Raw genomic sequence first — 19238 nt, 5'->3', positions numbered from 1 at the left:
ATGTTCCTATCCTTGCTGCAGGGGTTTAGACAGAGATGGAACGGATGGATCGCGATCAGCGGAATAGGGGCTCTTGCAGCTCTTCTTCCGTCTCTTTATATTTTGGCGGGATTATGGGGAGAGCCAGGGGAAAACTGGGCGCATATCCGGACCTATATTCTCCCTTCCCATTTGATGGAGTCCTTGCAGCTTGTAGCAGGCACAGTAGCGGCTTCAGTTGCGATCGGAGTGTCGCTGGCATGGCTCGTCGCCGCGTATGACTTCCCGCTTCGGAGGATGTTCTCCGCCTTATTGGTGCTCCCGCTGGCGATCCCGCCTTACATAGCGGCCTATACGTACGGCGATATGCTCAGTTATACCGGCACCGTGCAGAAGCTGCTGCGAAATGGGCTTGGCTTGACGCCGAACCAGCGTTATTTCGATATCATGTCGATGCAGGGCGCCGTTTTTATTTTTGCCATGTTCCTGTTCCCGTACGTCTACCTGATGACCAAATCGTTTCTGGAGCGGCACAGCGCTGCCTACATCGAAAATGCCAGGCTGCTGGGGCATAGGCCGCTTTCCGTTTTCCTTCGGGTCGTCCTGCCGCTGTCGCAGGGGGCCATTGTGGGCGGAGCGAGTCTTGTCGCGTTCGAGGTGCTGGGCGATTACGGGGTGGCCAAACATTTCGGCATCCAGACCTTTACGGTCGCGATCTTTAAAACGTGGTTCGGCATGTATGATCTGGAATCGGCGATACGGCTGGCTGGGGCGCTAATGAGCGTATTAATCGGAATCTTCGTCATAGAGAGGCTGCTGAGGAGCCGCAAGCGGTTCAACGCCTCGGTAAGCGGAGGTGCGGTGCTAAAGCGAAAAAGGCTGCGGGGGATTCCGGCTGCGCTAACGGTTGGGTTTTGTTCCATCGTGGTTTTGTTGTCCTTTATTATTCCGGTCGCGCAATTGGCGGTATGGGCAACATGGACGTACGACGACATCTGGAACGACAGGTTCCCGGCGATGATTCGAAACACGGTGTCGGTTTCTGCAGCCGCGGTGTGCATCATCATGCTGATGTCCGTCATTGCGGCCAATTCGCTGAGAATGTGGCGGAGCGGCTTCACGCTGGCAGGGAGCAAGCTGCTATTGATGGGATATTCCATCCCGGGAGCCGTTATGGCGATCGGAGTGCTGGCCTTGTTTCTGTCGCTGGATCAGGCGCTTTCCGGCTTGTACGGCATGATGGGCTTGGGAGAAGGGAAGCTGGTGCTTAGCATGTCGTTAGCCATGCTCGTATTCGCCTTCGTCGCCCGTTTTTTGTCGGTCGGCTTTAATGCCGTCGACGCCGGTTACGACCGAATCGGGACCAAATACGCGGAGGCTTCCAGGCTTCTTGGCTACGGAGCGACGAGTACCTTCTTCCGTATTGATTGGCCGCTCCTAAAGGGCTCCATTTTGACAGGAGCCATTATGACCTTCATGGAGGTTGTAAAGGAGCTTCCGCTTACGTTGCTGCTTCGGCCATTCAACTTCGATACGCTGGCGACCAAGGCTTACCAGTATGCGAGCGACGAGCAGATTCATCAAGCTTCGTTGCCCTCGCTCCTTATCATTGCGCTTGGCGTTGCGTCGGTCTGCTTGTACCATTTTATCGGTAGGGGGGAGAAGGCATGACATATGTCAGCCTTAAGGAAATTGCTTACGCTTATGCTGGAGCCGGGAGCGATGTTCTGTCGGAATTTTCATTAACGCTTGCGCGGGGAGAGACGGTTGGTCTGCTCGGAGGCAGCGGAAGCGGCAAGAGTACGCTGCTTCGTCTGATCGCCGGCCTTGAGAATCCGAAAAGCGGCGAGATAACCATAGACGGCATCGTCATGGCAGGGGGAGGGCGCTTCGTTCAACCCGAGCATCGAGGCGTAGGCATGGTGTTCCAGGATTACGCCTTGTTCCCGCATATGACCGTCGCCAGAAATATCGCTTTCGGATTGCGGGGTTTGTCGCGTTCGGAACAGGCGGCGCGCACGGAGAACATGCTGGAGCTCATCCAGCTGCAAAGCTTTGGCGGACGATACCCCCACGAACTGAGCGGGGGGCAGCAGCAGCGTGTCGCGTTCGCCCGCGCGCTGGCGCCGCAGCCGAAGCTTCTGCTCATGGACGAACCGTTTAGCAATCTCGATGCGGCGCTTAAGGGAGAGATTCGTCTGGAGCTGAAGGAGCTGCTGAAGAAGTCCGGCATGACCTCTATTCTTGTGACGCATGATCTGGCGGATGCGGAAGCGATCTGCGACCGGATCGTGAATATGCCAGAGCAGGTCTTAAGTCTCGTTTGAGCCTTTAAGGTCAGGGGCTTCCTGGAATTGTTCCACGCAGTGACGGCAGATGCAACTGACGCCAAGGAAAGGCTCGGGAACGTGCTTAAGAAGCTCCGCCGGAATGGAGGCGCGGAAGCACCAGCAATCCAGGTCTGCCTCTGCTCGCTCCGCCGCACAGCCGTTTTCTCTTCCGCAGAGAGGACAGATATGTTTCATCGAAAAATACAGCTCCTTTCGAAGAGCAGCCCTGCAGCGTTAGTCGCCGCAGGGCTGCATTTGTTTAAAGGCTAAAGGTCAATGCTGCTTCGCCGGCTCCAAAATAAACTTTTCGATCACATGGCGAACGCCTTCTTCGTTATTGGAGAGCGTGACGTAGTCGGCAATCTCCTTGAGGGCATCAATCGCATTGGCCATGGCGACGCCAAGACCGGCAGCCTGAATCATCTCGCGATCGTTCCATGCGTCGCCCATCGCGATCGTTTGCTCCATCGAGCAGCCGAGATGCTCCGCCATAAATCGGAGCGCATGTCCTTTTGTCCCTTCCTTGTGCATAAACTCCAAGTAATGAGCCTTGGACTTCGTAATATGGACCCGATCCCCGATCAGCGGAGCCAGTTCCAGCGCGATGGCGTCGAGACGGGCGGGATCGTCGATAATGAGCATTTTGTTAAGGGGCTTCGTAATGAGCTTGTCAAAGTCGGGTTCGATCCTGTAAGGGATGTTCGACAGCCTGGAATAGGCTTTGATTCGGTCGTTATCTTCTGTGCCGTACAGCTCGTCGTCTACGTAAAGCTGTAGATGAAGGCCATGCTTTACGCAATATTCGTGCAACGCCAGGGCGGCGTCCGTCGGCACATTGCGCTCGTAGAGCACTTGGCCGTCCAGCAGTGTTTTGACTAGCGCTCCCTGATACGTAATAATAGGTACATTAAGTTCAATCTGGCGGGCAATCTGCTGTGCCGAAGCGAACATGCGGCCGGTGGCAAGCGTCACTGTCACTCCGGCTTCGATCGCGGCCTCCATCGCCCTGCGGGTTCCATCCGTCACAGTCAGTTCATCTGTCAGAAGCGTGTCGTCCACATCAATGGCAATCAGCTTATACATAATTACGGTAAGGCTCCTCTCGGCGTCCAATCTGTATCGTGTAGCGTCATAATAAGGTTGATTGTAGCGAAAATCGAGCCTACATACAAGGAGATCCTCACATGCACAACTATGAATCAAGGCCGGCGAAGCAGCGCTCCGGCGCCATCTATGCGATAGGAGCGGTGCTGCTTCTTGTTGCCGGCTTCGCGCTCGGCATGTTTTTCATGAGTACCCGGTACCCCATGATCAAGGAGCCGTTGTTCAAGCAAGTTAATGACTCGTACGTTCACGTTCTTAACGATTATCTTAATGACACGACGCCAGAGCAGCTCATTCAGGGAGCGGCGGTCGGCATGGTGGACTCGCTCAAAGACCCTTATTCGCATTACTTGCCCGGAGAAAAGGGGAAGGCGTATACGGACTCCTATGAAGGGCAATTCTACGGCATCGGCGCCGAGATGAGGCAGGAGGACGGCAAGGTTATGGTCAGTCATGTCATCAAGGAGACGCCTGCCGAAAGGTCGGGAATGCAGCCAGGCGACGTTATAATCGCAGTAGACGACGTTGACGTAACCGGCAAGTCGCTGCAGGATCTGCTGGGCATTGTAAGAGGCGAAGAAGGCACGACGATCAAGATCCGGGTCCAGCGAGCCTCGGAAAAGGAACCCCTTGACTTTACGATGAAACGGGCGGCTATTCCCGTGCATACCGTTACCTCGGAGAGACTGGAGGATGGCATCGGCCTTATCACGATCAGCCGTTTCGCCGAGGAAACCGGGAAGGAATTCAAGGCGGAGCTGGATAAACTTAAGGCGGAGGGCGAGCTGAAGGGGCTGCTGCTGGATCTGCGTTCCAATCCCGGCGGGCTGCTGCAATCCACGACCGAGATTGCCAATATTCTGATTCCAAAGGACAAAAAAATTCTCGACATCGTCTACAAGGACGAACGAAAAATCGTATCGCTTACGTCGAAGCAGAAGGAGAAGTGGACGGTGCCGATCGTCGCGCTTGTCAACGGACGTTCCGCCAGCGCGAGCGAGGTGCTTGCCTCGGCGCTCAAGGAATCGGCAGGCGCGACGCTTGTCGGCGAGAAAACGTACGGCAAAGGCGTCGTTCAGGGCTACAAGCAATACAAGGACGGCTCCGTTATCAGCTTGACGGAAGCGCAGTGGAAGACGCCTGGCGGCACATGGATCAACAAGCAAGGCGTGACCCCGGACCACGTTGTGGAGCTGCCGGAATATGCTTCCCTGCATCAGCCGCCGCTGGGTACCGAGTTAGCCAAGGGCAGCTATGGAGACGAAGTGAAGCTGCTGCAGGGGATGCTGAATACGCTGGGTTACGGGCCTTCGGGTCAAGACGGCTTGTTTGACGCACAGACGGAGACAGCGCTCCGCAAGTTCCAGAGCGAAAACGGTTTGACGTCGAACGGGAAGTTCGCCGACGCGACCAGCCATAAGCTGGTCGAAATGCTGCGCGAGAAGCTGGGCCGGGAGGATACCCAGGAGCAGAAGGCGATCGAGCTGTTGAAGCAGGCGCAGCAGTAAGTCGTTCATCAGTAATCCCATAGACGCCGGTGGGTGTCAAATGATAAAAAACAGGAAGAGACGCCCGATCGCATCGGGCGTCTCTTCCTGTTTCATTCCTAATAATAGATGAGTTCGCGTTCCCTGCTCAGCCCTTCGGAGTCAGATCAATCTGGACGTCGTCCAGGTACCACGTTGTTAGCCCTTCAAAACCGGAGTCGCTGCCGATGATGACGAAAAGCTCGCCCTTGTCGTTCGACTTCAGCGTGGCTTGATGACTCATCGGCTTCGCCTGAAAGCCTTCGACGGAGTCGTCCGGCACGACCATATTGCCGACGTTTTTGAGATCGGCACCGTCCTGCGCTTGGTTGCCCTTGTCCGCGTTCAGGATGAAGTAAGGTTCTTCCCCGTGCACATGATCGAGGCGGAGCGCTTCGGGCTTCGTTGCGACGAAACCGGCTTTGATATAGACCGACTCGCCGGGGGAACCGCCTGCGCCAATCATGCCGCCAGGCACGTCTGTATAAAGCTTAAAGGCAACGGATGCATCGTAAGTCTTTTTCGGCTCAAGGCCGCTGATCTTTTTCGTTACGAACATAAAGAGATCATCGCTGCGGTTCATGCCGACCATCTTTAGACCGTAGTTGCTTTTGTTATCCGACAAATCGATCAGCCCGCGCCTGAACTCCAGGTTGTAGATGTTGGGATTGTAGGCTACAGGCAGATCGGCGAAGCCGCCTTCCCAGCCGTCCTGGCCTTGGTCGAACGAAAATTGATGCGATACCGTCTCGGCCTTTGCCTGGATGAAAACTTTGCGGCCGGTGTTTTCCCAGGTCGTGTTTGCGGCGAGCAGGTCGGCTACGCCCTTCGCCGGAATGAAAGCTTGTCCTTGCTTAATGACGACTTTGGCCGGGAGCTTGATGCCCTTGACGTACGTTCCCGTCACGCTATCCTGGCCAACCGTCAACAGAACGGTCAGACCGGCTCTCTCCATCTGGATGGTCCGATCCGTGTCGTTCCAAGTGAGCTTGGCGTCCAGACCTTCCGCGAAAGCGCGGGCGGGAACCATGGCTACGCCTTTCTCGATGTATGGAGCTTGCATTAACTCAAACGTCCCGTTGTTGTCAACGGCGTTTAGACTTCCTATTTGGAATTGTACGGACGGAGCAGCATTGCCGGCACCAAATGCGATCGTTGCATGCAACGATGCCGTCATTGTAAGCGCGGCGAGCATCGCCACAGCTTTTTTGCGTTTGTTCTGCCTCATGAGGTGCACCTGCCTTTAAAGGGTTTAGTTGTTAGCTTTCGCGTACCCATAGACGGGGGCGGTCCCATAAAGGTTGCTACATGAAGTCGAAAAAATAGCGAATGACATGAAAAAAGACCGGCGAAGCGTAAGTCAGACTATCGACTCGGCTCAAAAAGCTTTTATTCGAAATCTTGAATTTGTTGTCGTCGCCAAGCAATAAATCCCGCTTTAAAACGGACACGGTCAAGCTGCCGAAAAAGCCGCTTAAACTGATGAGCATGCCCGATAACACGCCAAACAGCGGGTCGAGCGGCGTCAAATACGGATAAATGAACGTCGAGACGGCGGTCGTCACGACGAATCCGCAAGCAAAGCCCTCCCAGGTGATATAGGGGTTTGCGGTCGGAATCACCTTTCGCTTGCCTCCGTAGATCGATACGAGATAATTTACGACATCGTTGATTTGCGTCAGCAGCACCAGAAACAGGACGATTCCCGCGCCATACTCCGGCGTCGCGAATTGGAAATAAGCAAGATGGCTGAGCCCGAACACCATCAGCATAAGTCCCCATTGCGTCGAACTTACGCTGCGCAGAAAGCCTGCGGTTCCTTTGTTAATGAGCCTGGGCATGGGAAGAAGCAGGAACACGTAGACGGGAATAAACACGATAAACATCCCGTACCACTCGATGTAGATCCAGTAGAACTGCACGGGAATGGACAAGTACGCCCAGAGAAACAATCTGCGGTCGGCCTTTCTCGTCTTGATCATGGAGAAATATTCCTTCAGCGAGAAAAACGACAGCACCATTAGAGAGAGGAGGGAAACGACCGGATTGATGATCGTGGCCAGGCATAAGACAAAGAACATGCCCCACCACGTCTTGATGCGGAAAGCGATGACTTCATGATCCTTGCGGGACAACATGCGATCGGCCGCCAAGTAAATGAAATTCACAATTAATAACCCTGCAAATACGACGACCAGCGCCGTTATGGAATCGTTCATACGGAATCACCATCTTGCTCCAGGATAGATTACTATAAAATGAGAGTTCAGAAAGTCCGGTTATCAGTACCGAGAAGATTGGATGAAGCTAGGACCTGAGGAGCGGAGCGTAGTGGAAGCTACGTGAGCACCGGAAGGTCCGGCTGAATTCAATCTTCGACGTCGAGTAAGCTACTTGGATGACTTCGTAATGGGAAGCGGACTTTATGAATATCCTCTATAAAGTGACACTATGTTATTATGTAGGAATATCGATGATTTGATAAGGGGATAACGTAAAAAATGGAACGCGACGTATCGGTTTTTATTTTGCTTACGAATACCGGGACGCTTTTTACGAAGGTTATACAAAGTTATACGAAAGCACCCTATAACCACGCTTCCATCTCGTTCGACCGGGAGCTGTCGGAGCTGTACAGCTTCGGGCGCAAACATCCCAGCAACCCGTTCGACGGCGGCTTCGTCAAGGAAGACATCAAGACGGGGACGTTCAGCAAATATCCCGGTACGACCTGCGTCCTCTACGAGCTCGCTATAACGCGGCGTGAGGAAGAGAAAATGAAACGGGTGCTGCGTTTTTTTATCCGGAGCCGCGGTAAATTTCTGTACAACCTGCTCGGCGTAATCGGCGTCGCCTTAAAGGAGCCAGTCGAGTTCAGCAATTCCTACTTCTGCTCGCAGTTCGTCGCCGAGATTTTGTCCCGTTCGGGAATCAAGCTGTGGAACAAGCTGCCCGCGTTGGTCACGCCGGACGACTTTCGCCAGAATGATCGACTGGAGCTGATCTACGAAGGAAAGCTGAGTCAATACGATCCGCATGCCATCCATCGTTTTCGTTAAGCGAATTGGAGCTTGTCGCTTGACAACGGGAATGATAATTACTATCATCTTAAATGAGAGGAATTATCATAGTTTGTTTACTTGACGACGAGGTGGAACATGAAGAAGGTCAAATATTGCAAACGCAACTTGAAGCTAGGCTCCAAGTCGGTCTATAAGGCGATGAAGGAGAAGTACCCCGAGATCAAGGGGAAAAAAAGCGACTGTTTGGGCAATTGCAGAACCTGCAAGATGGAATGTTTTGTCGTCGTCAAATCGAAGGCAGTCACCGCGCCAACGCCGGAACAACTCTACAAACGATTGAAAAAAATGATTGGTTAACTCTATAATTGGGAAATATAGGAGGGGCGTCCATTTGCCGCCTCTCATTTTTATGTTAGAATAAATACAAATAAGAAGGCGAGGTGCACATTATTATGAAAGACTCTTTGGCTCAAGCGTTAAACGAACAAATGAACTTCGAGTTCTACTCCGCACACGTGTATCTTGCGATGGCTGCATACTGCTCCGGCGACAGCCTGGACGGTTTCGCTAATTTCTTCATCGTACAGGCGGAAGAAGAACGATTTCACGCCATGAAAATTTATAAGTTCCTGAACGACCGCGGCCGCCGAGCGACTCTTGATGCGCTGCCGGAACCGAACAATGACTACGACTCCGTGCTGCATGCCTTCGAGCAAGGCTACAAACATGAGCAGCAAAATACGGAACGCTTCTACAAGCTGTCCGACCTCGCGATGAACGATCGCGAGCACGCGACGATCAACTTCCTGAAGTGGTTCATCGATGAACAGGTCGAAGAAGAAGCGTTGTTCGACAGCATCATCAACAAGCTGAAGCGGATCGACAAGGACAGCAACGCGTTCTACATGCTGGACAACGAGTTCGCCGGACGTTCCTTCACTCCGCCAGCCGGAGAGTAACGAAAGCTTGACGGCAGGGACATCACCTATAATAGAGCTTCTCCTATGCATGAATGGACATGCTCGGGAGGGCTCTATTTTTGTAAAAATACGGCTATTCAGTGGAGGAGAGGTATATTATGATAGATTCAGCTACGGTCAAAGACGGGGATGCATTGCTGCCGCTATTGTTATCCGCGATCGGCCCTATTGCGCATACGCTGTCGGGCACGACCGACGATGGAGAGACATGGGATGTGCTGCGCGATTTCCTGTCTTCGGAGCATAACCGTCTCAGCTTCCGCAATATTATAGTGGAACGAAGAGACGGTGCGGTCGCAGGGATGTTGATCGCTTATTCCGGAGATGCGGCAGAGGAACTGGATCGTCCCATCCGAGAAAGGCTTGAGTCTCTGCACGGGGAGGAAGCGGCAAGCGCGGTCGTGACGGAATGCAAACCGGGCGACTATTACCTGGACTCTATTGCGGTAGATGAGCGGTTTCAGGGACAGGGCATCGCCAAAAGCCTTATCGCCGCATTTGAGGAACGGGGACGATCGCAAGGTTACGATACGTTATCTCTTATTGTAGAGCCGTACAATGAAGGCGCGTACGCGCTTTACCGCAAGCTGGGATACAGGGATGACGGCTTGTGGCAGGTGAGCGACGGCGCGTACAAACGAATGATTAAACAGTTGTAGCCCTTCGCGTGCGGGATGGCTGCCATCGGGGGAATCTGGGTGAAGGTTGTCCGAAACAAAACATGGCTGTGGATACGGAGCAATCCGCTCCTTATTTTGATCTTTGCGGCAGGAGCTTTCATACGCTTGTGGTACGGGGGGGCGCTGCCGCCCGGGCTTAATCAGGACGAAGCGTCAATCGGGTATGACGCGTACGCTATCCTGCATCATGGCGTCGATCGTAACGGGGTGTCGCTGCCCGTGCACTTGATCGCTTGGGGAAGCGGTCAGAATGCGCTGTATGCTTACCTGTCCATGCCGTTTATTTATGTATTCGGGTTAAACGAATGGTCCGTTCGCGCCGTCAGCATGCTGATGGGTCTTATTGGTATGGGGACGATGTACGGCATAGGGCGCAAGCTGTTCGACTCCCGCCGAGGCGCGTTGATCGTGCTGTTCCTCACAGCGATATGCCCATGGCATGTCATGATGTCCAGATGGGCGCTGGAATCGAATTTGTTCCCGACGCTGGCGCTGCTGGCAGTCTACTTCTTGCTGCTCGGCCTGGAGAGGCCGAGGTGGCTGTACGGCTTCACCGTCATGCTGGCGTTGTCGATGTATGCTTACGGAACGGCCTATTTTTTTGTTCCCGTATTCGCGCTTGCCGCTGCGATTTATCTGTGGGTATCGGGGCGGATAAAGCCGCTGCTTCTGCTGGCGCACGGAGCGCTCCTGGCTCTGCTGTCGCTGCCGATTCTATTATTCCTCTATATTAATAGAGCGGATAAGTCAGAGATCGTTACGCCGTTTTTTACGATTCCCAAGTTGACGGTGCCGCGCGTGGAGCAGGTATCCTCCGTGTTCTCGGGTAAGGTTGCCGAAGGAATAGCGGCACGCTTGAGAAGTTTGCTGGAGCTTCTGATCTCGGGGACCGATGGACTGCCCTGGAATGCCATGCCGGACTTCGGCTACCTTTATCCTATCGCGATCCCTTTCCTCGTTATTGGAATCGGCGTTATTGCGGGAAAGGCATTTGTTGCAAAAAGCGCGCCCCATGTCATTGTGGGATTGTGGCTGATAACGGCCATGCTTATGGGGCTGATTATCGATATAAACATGAACCGAATGAATATAGTATTTTATCCTTTGATATTGCTTGCGTCGGCGGGAGTCGTCTGGGGCGGAGAGCAGATCCGCCACTCCCTTAAACTGTCGATCGCCGCGTTTACGATTTTTTTCGCCATGTTCGGCTGGCAGTACTTCACGAAGTATCCGGAGGAGATCGGCCCGTCCTTCTACGAATCGTTCGGAGACGCGATCCGTTACGCATCGGATGCAACCGACGGTCCCATCTACGTGACCGACAAGGTAAACATGCCCTACATATACGTTTTATTCTACGAAAAGATCCATCCCGAGGCGTTCGCAAGCTCCGTCGTGTATGCCAATCCGGGGTCGCCATTCCAGCAGGCGGCCTCCTTCGGCCGATACATCTTCGGCCCTGCCGTTGCCGAGTCTGGCAGTCCCGCCGTATACATTGTGCCTAATTACGAGCTGCCGCCTGCCGCTACTCTGGAGGGCTTTAACGTGCGCTCGTTTAAGAACTTTTCCGTTCTGACGGGAGCCTCTTCCAATTAAAGGTTTATACGGGACGCTAATCCCTGTGCTGCAGCGGGAAATGATAGACATGCCAAAATAAGGATGATAGGATTAATAGAGAAATAGTACTAGTCATACATGGGAGATTGAGAGGAGCCGGAGATGAAACATTACACTTGGTATAAGGCCGCGGTCTGCACGATGCTTGCCGCGGGGCTGCTGTTCGCCCCGCTTGCCGGAACGGGAACTCACGCCCATGCGGCAACGGCGAAGGCGACAGCGGGCGAGTCGCAGCAGCAGTTGTCCATCTGGGTGGACGGGAAGAAGCTGTCTGCTCCCGTGGTGAAAGTAAATGGGGTGGCGCTTGCGCCGATGAAGGAGCTGGCTGAAGCTCTGATGGCCGTGTCGGTGCTCGAGCCGAAGACGGGCGCGATGATCGTGAGAGCGGGCGGTTTGACCGTAACGATGTCGCCTGGCAAGAAGGAAGCTATCGTGAACGGCACGACGGTATTCATGGCGACGCCGGCGTTGCTGAAGGATGGCGTTCCGTATGTTCCCGTACGATTTCTGGCCGAGCTGCTAGAGGCAACCGTAAAGTGGGATGCCGCAGGCAATGCGATTAAGATTGAGACTTGGGACTATTATGGTGAAGAAGAGCCGTTCGAAGAGGAATGGGAGCTCCCCGAACTGCCTAAGCTGTCAGCCAAGGATATCGTGAATCTATATGACGGCAGCGTCGTCATGATTATGACGAATAAGGCGCAAGGCAGCGGCATCGCGGTCGGAGAAGACCTGATTCTGACCAACTATCACGTCATGGAGGACGCTACCTCGGCTACCGTATACGATATTTATTCCGACGAGATGAAGGTTAAGGGAGTCGTGGCCTACAATGAAGCCGCGGATCTTGCCATTATTCGTACGGAGCAGCCGCATGAGCTTCTACCTGTCGAGGTCGGCTATGACTACTATGCGGACAAAGGCGATCGCGTCGTGGCGATCGGAAGCCCGCTTGGCCTTCAGAATACCGTCTCCGACGGATTGATCAGCAATCTGAGCTACCAAGCCGGCGTCAGCTGGATTCAGTTCAACGCGCCGACCGATCATGGCAGCTCCGGAGGAGCGTTGTTTAATGAATACGGTCAATTCATCGGCATTACGTCGGCTGGTTATGATAACAGTCTGGCGGATCTTAACTTCGCCGTCGCTGCCTTCCATGCGGCCATGCTGCTGGACGAGGTGACGGAAGATAAGGTAAAGAAAGCGAAGTTCCTGGATCCGTCTCTGCCTGAGACGCTTGCAGGCGCACCGTTATCCAAGATCCAGAATCTGTTGAAGGAGGAATTTTCCTCGGTTGTCACCTCCGTCGGAGAAGCGGAGTTTACGAAGTGGGAAGCGACGAGGGATGCGGAAGGCTGGCTCGTGCTGACGGCCAATATCGATCCTCTTTTCTACCTCTATTCCGCGAATCAAGTAGAGGACGAGCTTAAGTTGTGGACGATTCTGCTGGGTCAGGAATTCCACCGGATGCTGCCGGACGAGAAAATTCAGGTATTGATCAACTTCGAGCGGGATTACGGCTTCCAGCCGCGAGGCTTCGGGCAGGGAGAAGTGACTTTCCTCGGCGAAGGCAAGTGGCGGGTCAAGCATACCGTCATCGATATGCAGCTTAAGGATCAAATGTACATTCGGACAAGAATGTAGACGGCCCGGCGCCGATCACCGCGGAAAGCGGAGGATCGGCGCCGCTTCTATTTTGCCGGGAAGTCCGGTACAATAGGAGTCAGCTTGTAATGCGAGAGAGGGATTGATTATGAAAGTCGTGTTGTCCACGCTTAATGCCAAATTCATTCATACATCGCTCGCCCTGCGCTGTCTCAAAGCGTTTAGCGGCGACCGGTTCGATATCGATATCGCGGAATATACGATCAAGGATCCGGCGATGAACATCGCCTCGGATTTGTACGGACGGAATCCGGACGTTGTCGGGTTCTCGTGCTACATCTGGAATATCGAAGAGACGATTACGGTTGTTAATATGCTGCGAAAGATCAAACCGGAGCTGAAGATCGTGCTTGGCGGCCCCGAGGTGAGTTATGATACGGAGCAGTGGATGGAACGGCTGCCGGATGTCGACTTCATCGTCGTCGGCGAAGGAGAAGAGACGTTTGACCATCTGCTTACGGAGATACAAGGGGCAGGCAAATATCATATGGTGTTCGGCCTCGCCTATCGCAAAGTCAGAGAGAGCGGCACGGAGATTCTGATTACGCCGCCGCGGCCTAAGCTGAACTTGAACGAATTGCCGTCGCCGCATCGATTCCCCGAGGATATCCCCAACCTGGGGAGCCGCGTCGTATATTTCGAGACGAGCAGGGGTTGTCCGTTCAGCTGCCAGTTCTGCTTGTCCAGCATCGAGGTCGGCGTCCGTTATTTCGATATGGAGCGGACGAAGTCCGATATCCTTTATCTGATCGACAACGGGGCCAAGCTGATCAAGTTCGTCGACCGTACCTTCAATATTAAGCGCGACTACGCGCTCGAGATGTTCCGCTTCCTAATCGAGAATCATCGCGGCACTGTCTTCCAGTTCGAGATTACGGCCGATATTATGCGGCCCGAGGTGCTGGATTATTTGGCCGAGCATGCGCCTCCCGGCATTTTTCGCTTCGAGATCGGCGTCCAGTCGACGAACGATCCTACGAACCTCGCCGTGCAGCGCCGGCAGAACTGGTCGAAGCTCGTCCGTACGGTCACAAAGGTGCGGGATTCCGGCAAAATCGATCAGCATCTGGACTTGATCGCAGGATTGCCGCTTGAGAATTACGACACGTTTAGAGGCACGTTCAACGACGTGTTTGCGCTACGTCCCGAGGAGCTGCAGCTCGGCTTCCTCAAGATGCTTAGGGGCACCGGCCTAAGGCTGGACGCGGAGAAGTGGGGCTACATTTACATGGACCGCGCGCCTTACGAGATGTTGGGCAACGATCTGATGCCGTTCGGCGACATCGTTCGAATCAAGCGCGTGGAGGACGTGCTGGAGAAATATTGGAACGCGCACCGGATGGACCACACTCTGCTCTATCTTGTCGATCGGGTATTCCCTTCGCCGTTCGACTTCTTCCAGCTGTTCGGCGACTATTGGGAGGGGCAGGGCTGGAGCAAAATCGGCCATCAACTGGAGGATTTGTTCTCGCGGCTGTGGAGCTTCCTGACAGATTTGCCGGCGGATACGCCGCTGGGAGAAGGAGAGACGGTTGGCTCGAAGCTGCGGCTGGACGTTGTGCTGGGACTGATGAAGTACGATTATTTCCTCGGCCACAACTATAAGCCGCGCAAGACGTGGTGGGAGCATTCCATGGACAAGTCCGAATGGAGCCGCTGGATGAGGGCGCTGCTGGAGCGTCCGGAAGCCGTTTCCGGCGCATTCGCGGACCTGGGCATGCACGAGCGCGACTTGCATAAGCACGCGATGCTGGAGAAGCTGCCGTTCGATCTGGAGGCATATCTGGCGACCGGCGAAATGTCCGAGAATCAGCATACGCTGCTCATCATGCTGTACGCGCTGGATAAAACGAGCAGCAAGCCGAAGCCGCGCGCGTTCACGCTGCGCGTGGAGCCCGCCGCGGTCGTGTAGGCAAGGCAAGTAAGTCGTCCACGCCGACTAACTGCACGCGAAACGCGGCGCGAGCGGCGAATAAGTCGACCACGCCGACTAACTGCCTCCAATCGCTCGGCCGTAGCAAAACCTATTAAAAAGGTCGGAAGTCGCATCATCGCCGCGACTCCCGACCTTTTTTTTCGCCCCCACATCGTGGGGCAACTTCCGTTGATAAAATTTCTCCTGAGGCTGTCGATTTGTTGTGAGTAACTGAGCTGAAACGTTCTACTTTCGCTAATGGACCTCAGAGCCTCTATTTGCAGCATTTTCGCGATATTGAAAATCTAACGGACTCAGATGACGCTATTTGGTGCATTTCCGCCCATTCTATGCGGTTTTGACGGAAGTAAGGTCGTCTGTGTCCGTTACCATTTGAACAGGCCCCATTTTTGCGAAATAGCGACTGTGATGTCCGTTACGATCAGCCTTTACTTAATTGCGCTGCCGTCCACAATGATTCGACAGCCTCCCCCTGTCCGACAGAAGAAACAGAAGGAAAGAGCAAACTCGTCAACTTGCTAGTTGTTACGTTCGTAACACTTGCGGTCAGCTTGCCGCCCGCCTTAAGCCGGCACGACGCTGCGAAGAACGGTCATGCTGCCCGACAGCTCGTAGTCGCCAAGCGTGGCAGGCAACAGGAAGCACTGGCCGGCCTTTGCGTCCAGCTCGCCGCCGCTGTAACGCACTTGGCCTTCGCCGTCCGCGATTACGAGGATGACGAAGCTCTCCGGCGATGTGGACAGCGCAAGCGGTCCTTCGACGATGCCCTTCTCGACTTGGAAGTAAGGGGAAGTCGCGATCGACAGCCACTCTCCGGCGCTCACGCCGTCCGTCTTCATGCGTTGCGCGCCTGCTCCTTCGTAGGCGATGACGTTAAGAGAGTCCTCAACATGCAGCTCGCGGAGCTTGCCGTCCAGACCAGGACGGTCATAGTCGTACAGACGGTATGTCGTGTCCGAGTTCTGCTGTATTTCGGCGACAACGACGCCGGAGCAGAGCGCGTGAACCGTTCCCGCAGGGATATAGAAGGCGTCGCCAGCCTCGACAGGTACCTCTTGCAGCGTATCCATGATGCGGCCTTCGTTAATGGCCGATTCCATGGCGGAACGATCGATGCCTTCCTTCAGGCCGTAGATGATCTTGGCGCCGGGCTTCGCGCTCAAAATATACCACATCTCCGTTTTGCCAAGCTCGCCTGCAGGCAGGCGGTCATAGACGTCGGTCGGATGCACTTGCACGGACAGATCGTCGTTGCAATCCAGCAGCTTGATGAGCAGCGGGAAACGACCGTTTTTCTCGGAGAAGCCGCGCGTTCCGAACCACTCCCGGCCGTATTGCTCGCGGATTTCGTCCAAGCCGAGCCCGGCAAGCTCGCCGTTAACGACCTTGGTCGTGCCGTTAGGGTGATCGCCGATCATCCAGCCTTCCCCGATCGCGCCATCCGGCAGCTCCAGGCCGAATTGCTCCAGCGCTCTGCCGCCCCAAACTCTCTCTTTCATCTCTGCTTTGAATTGTAGTGGATATGGTTTTACTGCCATTATAAGTTCCTCCATTCTTGTAGTCGCGCTATGATGTAATGTCAGTCAATGTCAGTCTTGCTTGGCAGGCTGGAACAGCTCCACCAGCTCACCGTCTGGTCCGTACAGGAAGAAGTAGCGGGCTCCGTTCGGCAGCGTCGTGATCTCGGTGTCGCGCAGCGGAATGCCAAGAGCCTTTACGCGTTCGAATTCGGCTTCGACGTCGTCAACCGTATAAGCGGTGTGGTGGGTCTTGCCCTCAGCGGGAAATTCGCTTTTATTGCCTTCGATGAGCTCGATCTCGGTATCCTCATGCCCGGGGAAGGACAGAAATGCGAGACGGATGACGCCGTTCGTATGCAGCAACGTATACCGATGCTCAAGACCGAGCACGGACGTGTAAAATTCCAGTGAACGTTCGATACTGTCCACCATTATGCCAATATGTTCGATTTTTCTAACTGCCATTTCAATTTCTCCTCTCAAAATAGGTAGTGCCGGATTAGCCCTTTCGGCGCTCGATCGCGATCAGGTACGGAGCTGTTGTCCGCTGCGGTTGGCGGTACAGGACGGCTTGCGCGACGTTTTGCGGGAGATTTGCCGCCCATGCTTCGACGGCTGCGGCTTCCGCGTCCCCGCCGGGGTGGCCGGGATAGAGCACGCAGGTCATAATGCCGCCCGGACGAATCAGCGAAAGTGCTGCATCAAGAGCGCGAAGCGTCGATTCGGGCTTCGTGATGACGGTGGTGTCCCCGCCTGGCAAATATCCAAGATTAAACATGACGGCGGCGATCCGGCCAGCGTCGCTTGCGTCCACGGAGCTCACCATCTCCGCATGGTCGGCTAATATAAGCTTGAGCCCGGGCAGACGGTCATCCGCTGTTAGCGGCGCGAGCCGCAGACGGGTTCGCTCCAGCGCTTCTTGCTGAATGTCGAACGCATAGACCATCCCCTTGGGACCGACAAGCTCGGCCAGAGCAAATGTGTCGACGCCGCCTCCTGCGGTTGCGTCGACGACGATGTCGCCTGCTCCGGCGCGCTCCGCAATCCACTTGTGGGCCGTGCTGAGCACGGACAGAAATCCCATATTGTCAACCCTCCTTCCGCCAAAGCTTGCCTTGCCAGGAGTCCCGGCGACGAAGCTCGGCGTCGATGCCGTTGAGAACGGGCCATTTGTCCATGCTCCACAGGGGACCGATCAACAAATCGCGGGGCGCATCTCCCGTGAGCCGATGCACGATCATGTCCGGAGGAAGGAATTCCAGCGTATCGACTACAAGCCCGATATATTCGTCCCTTTCGAGGAAACGAAGGAGGCCGGCCTCGTATTGCTTGACCATCGGCGTTTTGCGCATAAGATGCAGCAAATGGATTTTGATGCCCTGCACATCCATTCGAGCAACGGCTCGTCCGGTGTCCAGCATCATCTCATGGCTCTCCTGAGGCAAACCGTAAATAATATGGGCACAGACGCGAATGCCGCGTTCGCGCAAGCGGCGGACGGCATCCAGGTAACATGCGGTATCGTGGGCGCGATTAATAAGAACCGACGTAGATTCATGTACCGTCTGCAGCCCCATCTCCACCCACAGATAAGTTCGCTCGTTCAGTTCGGCAAGGTAATCGACGACATCATCAGGCAGACAGTCGGGACGGGTCGCAATGGACAAGCCGACGACGCCGGGCTGCTGCAGCACGACCTCATAATATTCGCGGAGCTCTTCGACGGGCGCGTATGTATTGGTGTAAGCCTGGAAGTAACCGATATAAGCTGCCTCCGGCCACTTCCTGTGCTGCCTGTCGCGTATCGTGGCAAATTGCGTGACAAGATCGTCGCGCCGGCTGCCGGCGAAGTCGCCGGAGCCTCTCGCGCTGCAGAACGTACAGCCGCCTTTGGCGATGGAGCCGTCCCGGTTTGGACATGTGAATCCGGCATCAAGAGTCACCTTGAACACTTTGCAGCCGAAGCTTTCGCGCATTTCGTAATTCCATGTATGAAATCTTTTTTCCCCCCACATGATTAGCTGCGAGGGCGGAGGTTCGTGCAGATTCATGGAAATCTCCTTTTCTTCTCGTGTACCTCCTATATTTTAACGAAAATACGAACGAAAAGCCATGCCTATTCCATATCGGAGAGCGGAACGTTCGGAATTTGGCAACTGGAAAACCAGCTGGGAATTCAGCAAAACAGGCTTGTGTAACCTGACATGATGTGTTATATTAAAAGTGCGACAAATCAACAAATGTATCTGACATAGCCTAAATGTAACCGTACACATGATAAGTCGATAAATTGGAAATAATGAAGAGAAATAAATCGATGAGGTGATGTGAGATGACAACGGCAAAAATTCCTTACGGCGACAAGAAAGTAACGGTTGAGCTTACGATTAAGGAACTGCAGGCGCTTGCGGGCATTCGCTTCCATGCAAACCATGAAGTTGAAGTCTCGGCACGCAAGAAGCTGAACATGGTCCTCGAAGGCACATACGAGCGCGAGTCCAGAGACAATGCTCCGATCCCGTATCAGCTGCTGAGCTAATAGATAGCCAATAGATAACGCCGTACATCGGCGACGTAACATAAGTTGGAAGCCGCTAGCCGGAAGGCAGCGGCTTTTTTCGCGCAGTCGGAGGGAGAGGGCTTTACAACCGTGGCGCAGTTGGGCACAATAAGGACGGATTGTTTATTTATTTTGATAAGAAGATGAGATCATGGAGTTCAAAAATTCGGTTTTCAGGACCAAGAAGATTGAATGAAACTAGAACCTGAGGAGCGGAGCGTAGCAGCGCTACGTGAGCACCGGAAGGTTCGGTTGAATTCAATATTCGAAGTCGAACGAATGCCTCTTGGCAGTCTTCGTACTGGGAAGCGAACTTTT

General features: G+C 54.3%; 19 protein-coding genes. 11 read left to right on the top strand and 8 right to left on the bottom strand.

The features are described 5' to 3' along the window. Both B1748_RS25690 and B1748_RS25685 read left to right on the top strand, forming a co-directional pair. Entirely contained in the window at positions 1 to 1650 is a 1650-nt protein-coding gene (locus tag B1748_RS25690; protein WP_087570804.1) for an ABC transporter permease, read from the top strand. Further along, a complete protein-coding gene (locus B1748_RS25685) occupies positions 1647 to 2306 on the top strand; it encodes an ABC transporter ATP-binding protein (RefSeq protein WP_087570803.1) in 660 nt (219 codons plus the stop codon). Before B1748_RS25690 ends, B1748_RS25685 begins: the two co-directional genes overlap by 4 nt. Here the strand turns inward: B1748_RS25685 and B1748_RS38135 are convergent. Both B1748_RS38135 and B1748_RS25675 read right to left on the bottom strand, forming a co-directional pair. Then, on the bottom strand, positions 2292 to 2504 hold the full coding sequence (locus tag B1748_RS38135) for a cysteine-rich CWC family protein (protein WP_087570802.1): 213 nt from the start codon (positions 2502 to 2504) through the stop codon (positions 2292 to 2294). The genes B1748_RS25685 and B1748_RS38135 overlap by 15 nt on opposite strands. A 78-nt stretch (positions 2505 to 2582) precedes the next feature. After that, positions 2583 to 3392: a Cof-type HAD-IIB family hydrolase gene (locus B1748_RS25675; RefSeq protein WP_087570801.1), complete on the bottom strand. Its 810-nt coding sequence runs from the start codon at positions 3390 to 3392 to the stop codon at positions 2583 to 2585. Between the two features lie 101 nt (positions 3393 to 3493). On the opposite strand from B1748_RS25675, the gene B1748_RS25670 reads away from it, so the two are divergent. Beyond that, positions 3494 to 4921: a S41 family peptidase gene (locus tag B1748_RS25670; RefSeq protein ID WP_087570800.1), complete on the top strand. Its 1428-nt coding sequence runs from the start codon at positions 3494 to 3496 to the stop codon at positions 4919 to 4921. A 127-nt stretch (positions 4922 to 5048) separates the two neighbouring features. Here B1748_RS25670 and B1748_RS25665 read toward each other — a convergent pair whose 3' ends face one another. Both B1748_RS25665 and B1748_RS25660 read right to left on the bottom strand, forming a co-directional pair. Next, a complete protein-coding gene (locus B1748_RS25665) occupies positions 5049 to 6167 on the bottom strand; it encodes a copper amine oxidase N-terminal domain-containing protein (RefSeq protein WP_087570799.1) in 1119 nt (372 codons plus the stop codon). A gap of 76 nt (positions 6168 to 6243) precedes the next feature. Continuing rightward, positions 6244 to 7077: a phosphatidate cytidylyltransferase gene (locus B1748_RS25660; protein WP_373271303.1), complete on the bottom strand. Its 834-nt coding sequence runs from the start codon at positions 7075 to 7077 to the stop codon at positions 6244 to 6246. Between the two features lie 363 nt (positions 7078 to 7440). On the opposite strand from B1748_RS25660, the gene B1748_RS25655 reads away from it, so the two are divergent. From B1748_RS25655 to B1748_RS25625, 7 genes are all read left to right on the top strand, one after another. After that, positions 7441 to 7998, top strand: coding sequence for a hypothetical protein (locus B1748_RS25655; protein ID WP_087570797.1), 558 nt, complete (start codon positions 7441 to 7443; stop codon positions 7996 to 7998). Between the two features lie 99 nt (positions 7999 to 8097). Next, positions 8098 to 8319: a DUF1450 domain-containing protein gene (locus B1748_RS25650; protein ID WP_087570796.1), complete on the top strand. Its 222-nt coding sequence runs from the start codon at positions 8098 to 8100 to the stop codon at positions 8317 to 8319. 95 nt (positions 8320 to 8414) lie between these two features. Then, the gene (locus B1748_RS25645) at positions 8415 to 8921 is read left to right on the top strand and encodes a ferritin (protein WP_087570795.1); all 507 of its coding nucleotides are present in this window, start codon (positions 8415 to 8417) and stop codon (positions 8919 to 8921) included. A gap of 119 nt (positions 8922 to 9040) precedes the next feature. Beyond that, on the top strand, positions 9041 to 9601 hold the full coding sequence (locus B1748_RS25640; protein WP_087570794.1) for a GNAT family N-acetyltransferase: 561 nt from the start codon (positions 9041 to 9043) through the stop codon (positions 9599 to 9601). Positions 9602 to 9640: 39 nt separating this feature from the next. Then, positions 9641 to 11218, top strand: a complete 1578-nt coding sequence (locus B1748_RS25635; protein WP_179215829.1) for an ArnT family glycosyltransferase — start codon at positions 9641 to 9643, stop codon at positions 11216 to 11218. 123 nt (positions 11219 to 11341) lie between these two features. Then, positions 11342 to 12883 (top strand): trypsin-like peptidase domain-containing protein, encoded by a 1542-nt coding sequence (locus B1748_RS25630; RefSeq protein WP_087570792.1) that lies wholly within the window; start codon positions 11342 to 11344, stop codon positions 12881 to 12883. Positions 12884 to 12992: 109 nt separating this feature from the next. After that, positions 12993 to 14816 (top strand): B12-binding domain-containing radical SAM protein, encoded by a 1824-nt coding sequence (locus B1748_RS25625; RefSeq protein ID WP_087570791.1) that lies wholly within the window; start codon positions 12993 to 12995, stop codon positions 14814 to 14816. 587 nt (positions 14817 to 15403) lie between these two features. Here the strand turns inward: B1748_RS25625 and B1748_RS25620 are convergent. Genes B1748_RS25620 through mnmL form a run of 4 tightly spaced genes read right to left on the bottom strand, consistent with a single transcriptional unit; the run spans position 15404 to position 18411 of the window. Next, positions 15404 to 16378, bottom strand: a complete 975-nt coding sequence (locus tag B1748_RS25620; RefSeq protein ID WP_087570790.1) for a type I phosphomannose isomerase catalytic subunit — start codon at positions 16376 to 16378, stop codon at positions 15404 to 15406. 51 nt (positions 16379 to 16429) lie between these two features. After that, a complete protein-coding gene (locus B1748_RS25615; protein WP_087570789.1) occupies positions 16430 to 16825 on the bottom strand; it encodes a VOC family protein in 396 nt (131 codons plus the stop codon). A gap of 34 nt (positions 16826 to 16859) precedes the next feature. Further along, a complete protein-coding gene (gene mnmM / locus B1748_RS25610) occupies positions 16860 to 17444 on the bottom strand; it encodes a tRNA 5-(aminomethyl)-2-thiouridylate-methyltransferase MnmM (protein ID WP_087570788.1) in 585 nt (194 codons plus the stop codon). Between the two features lie 4 nt (positions 17445 to 17448). Then, entirely contained in the window at positions 17449 to 18411 is a 963-nt protein-coding gene (mnmL, locus tag B1748_RS25605) for a tRNA modification radical SAM protein MnmL/YtqA (protein ID WP_087570787.1), read from the bottom strand. Between the two features lie 281 nt (positions 18412 to 18692). On the opposite strand from mnmL, the gene B1748_RS25600 reads away from it, so the two are divergent. Further along, complete coding sequence (locus B1748_RS25600; protein WP_087570786.1) at positions 18693 to 18899, top strand: hypothetical protein; 207 nt, start codon at positions 18693 to 18695, stop codon at positions 18897 to 18899. Positions 18900 to 19238: the final 339 nt, after the last annotated feature.

The organism is Paenibacillus sp. MY03, from assembly GCF_002165585.1.
In the GTDB taxonomy this organism is placed as follows: domain Bacteria; phylum Bacillota; class Bacilli; order Paenibacillales; family Paenibacillaceae; genus Pristimantibacillus; species Pristimantibacillus agaridevorans.
This window is presented reverse-complemented; position numbering and strand designations above follow the sequence as displayed.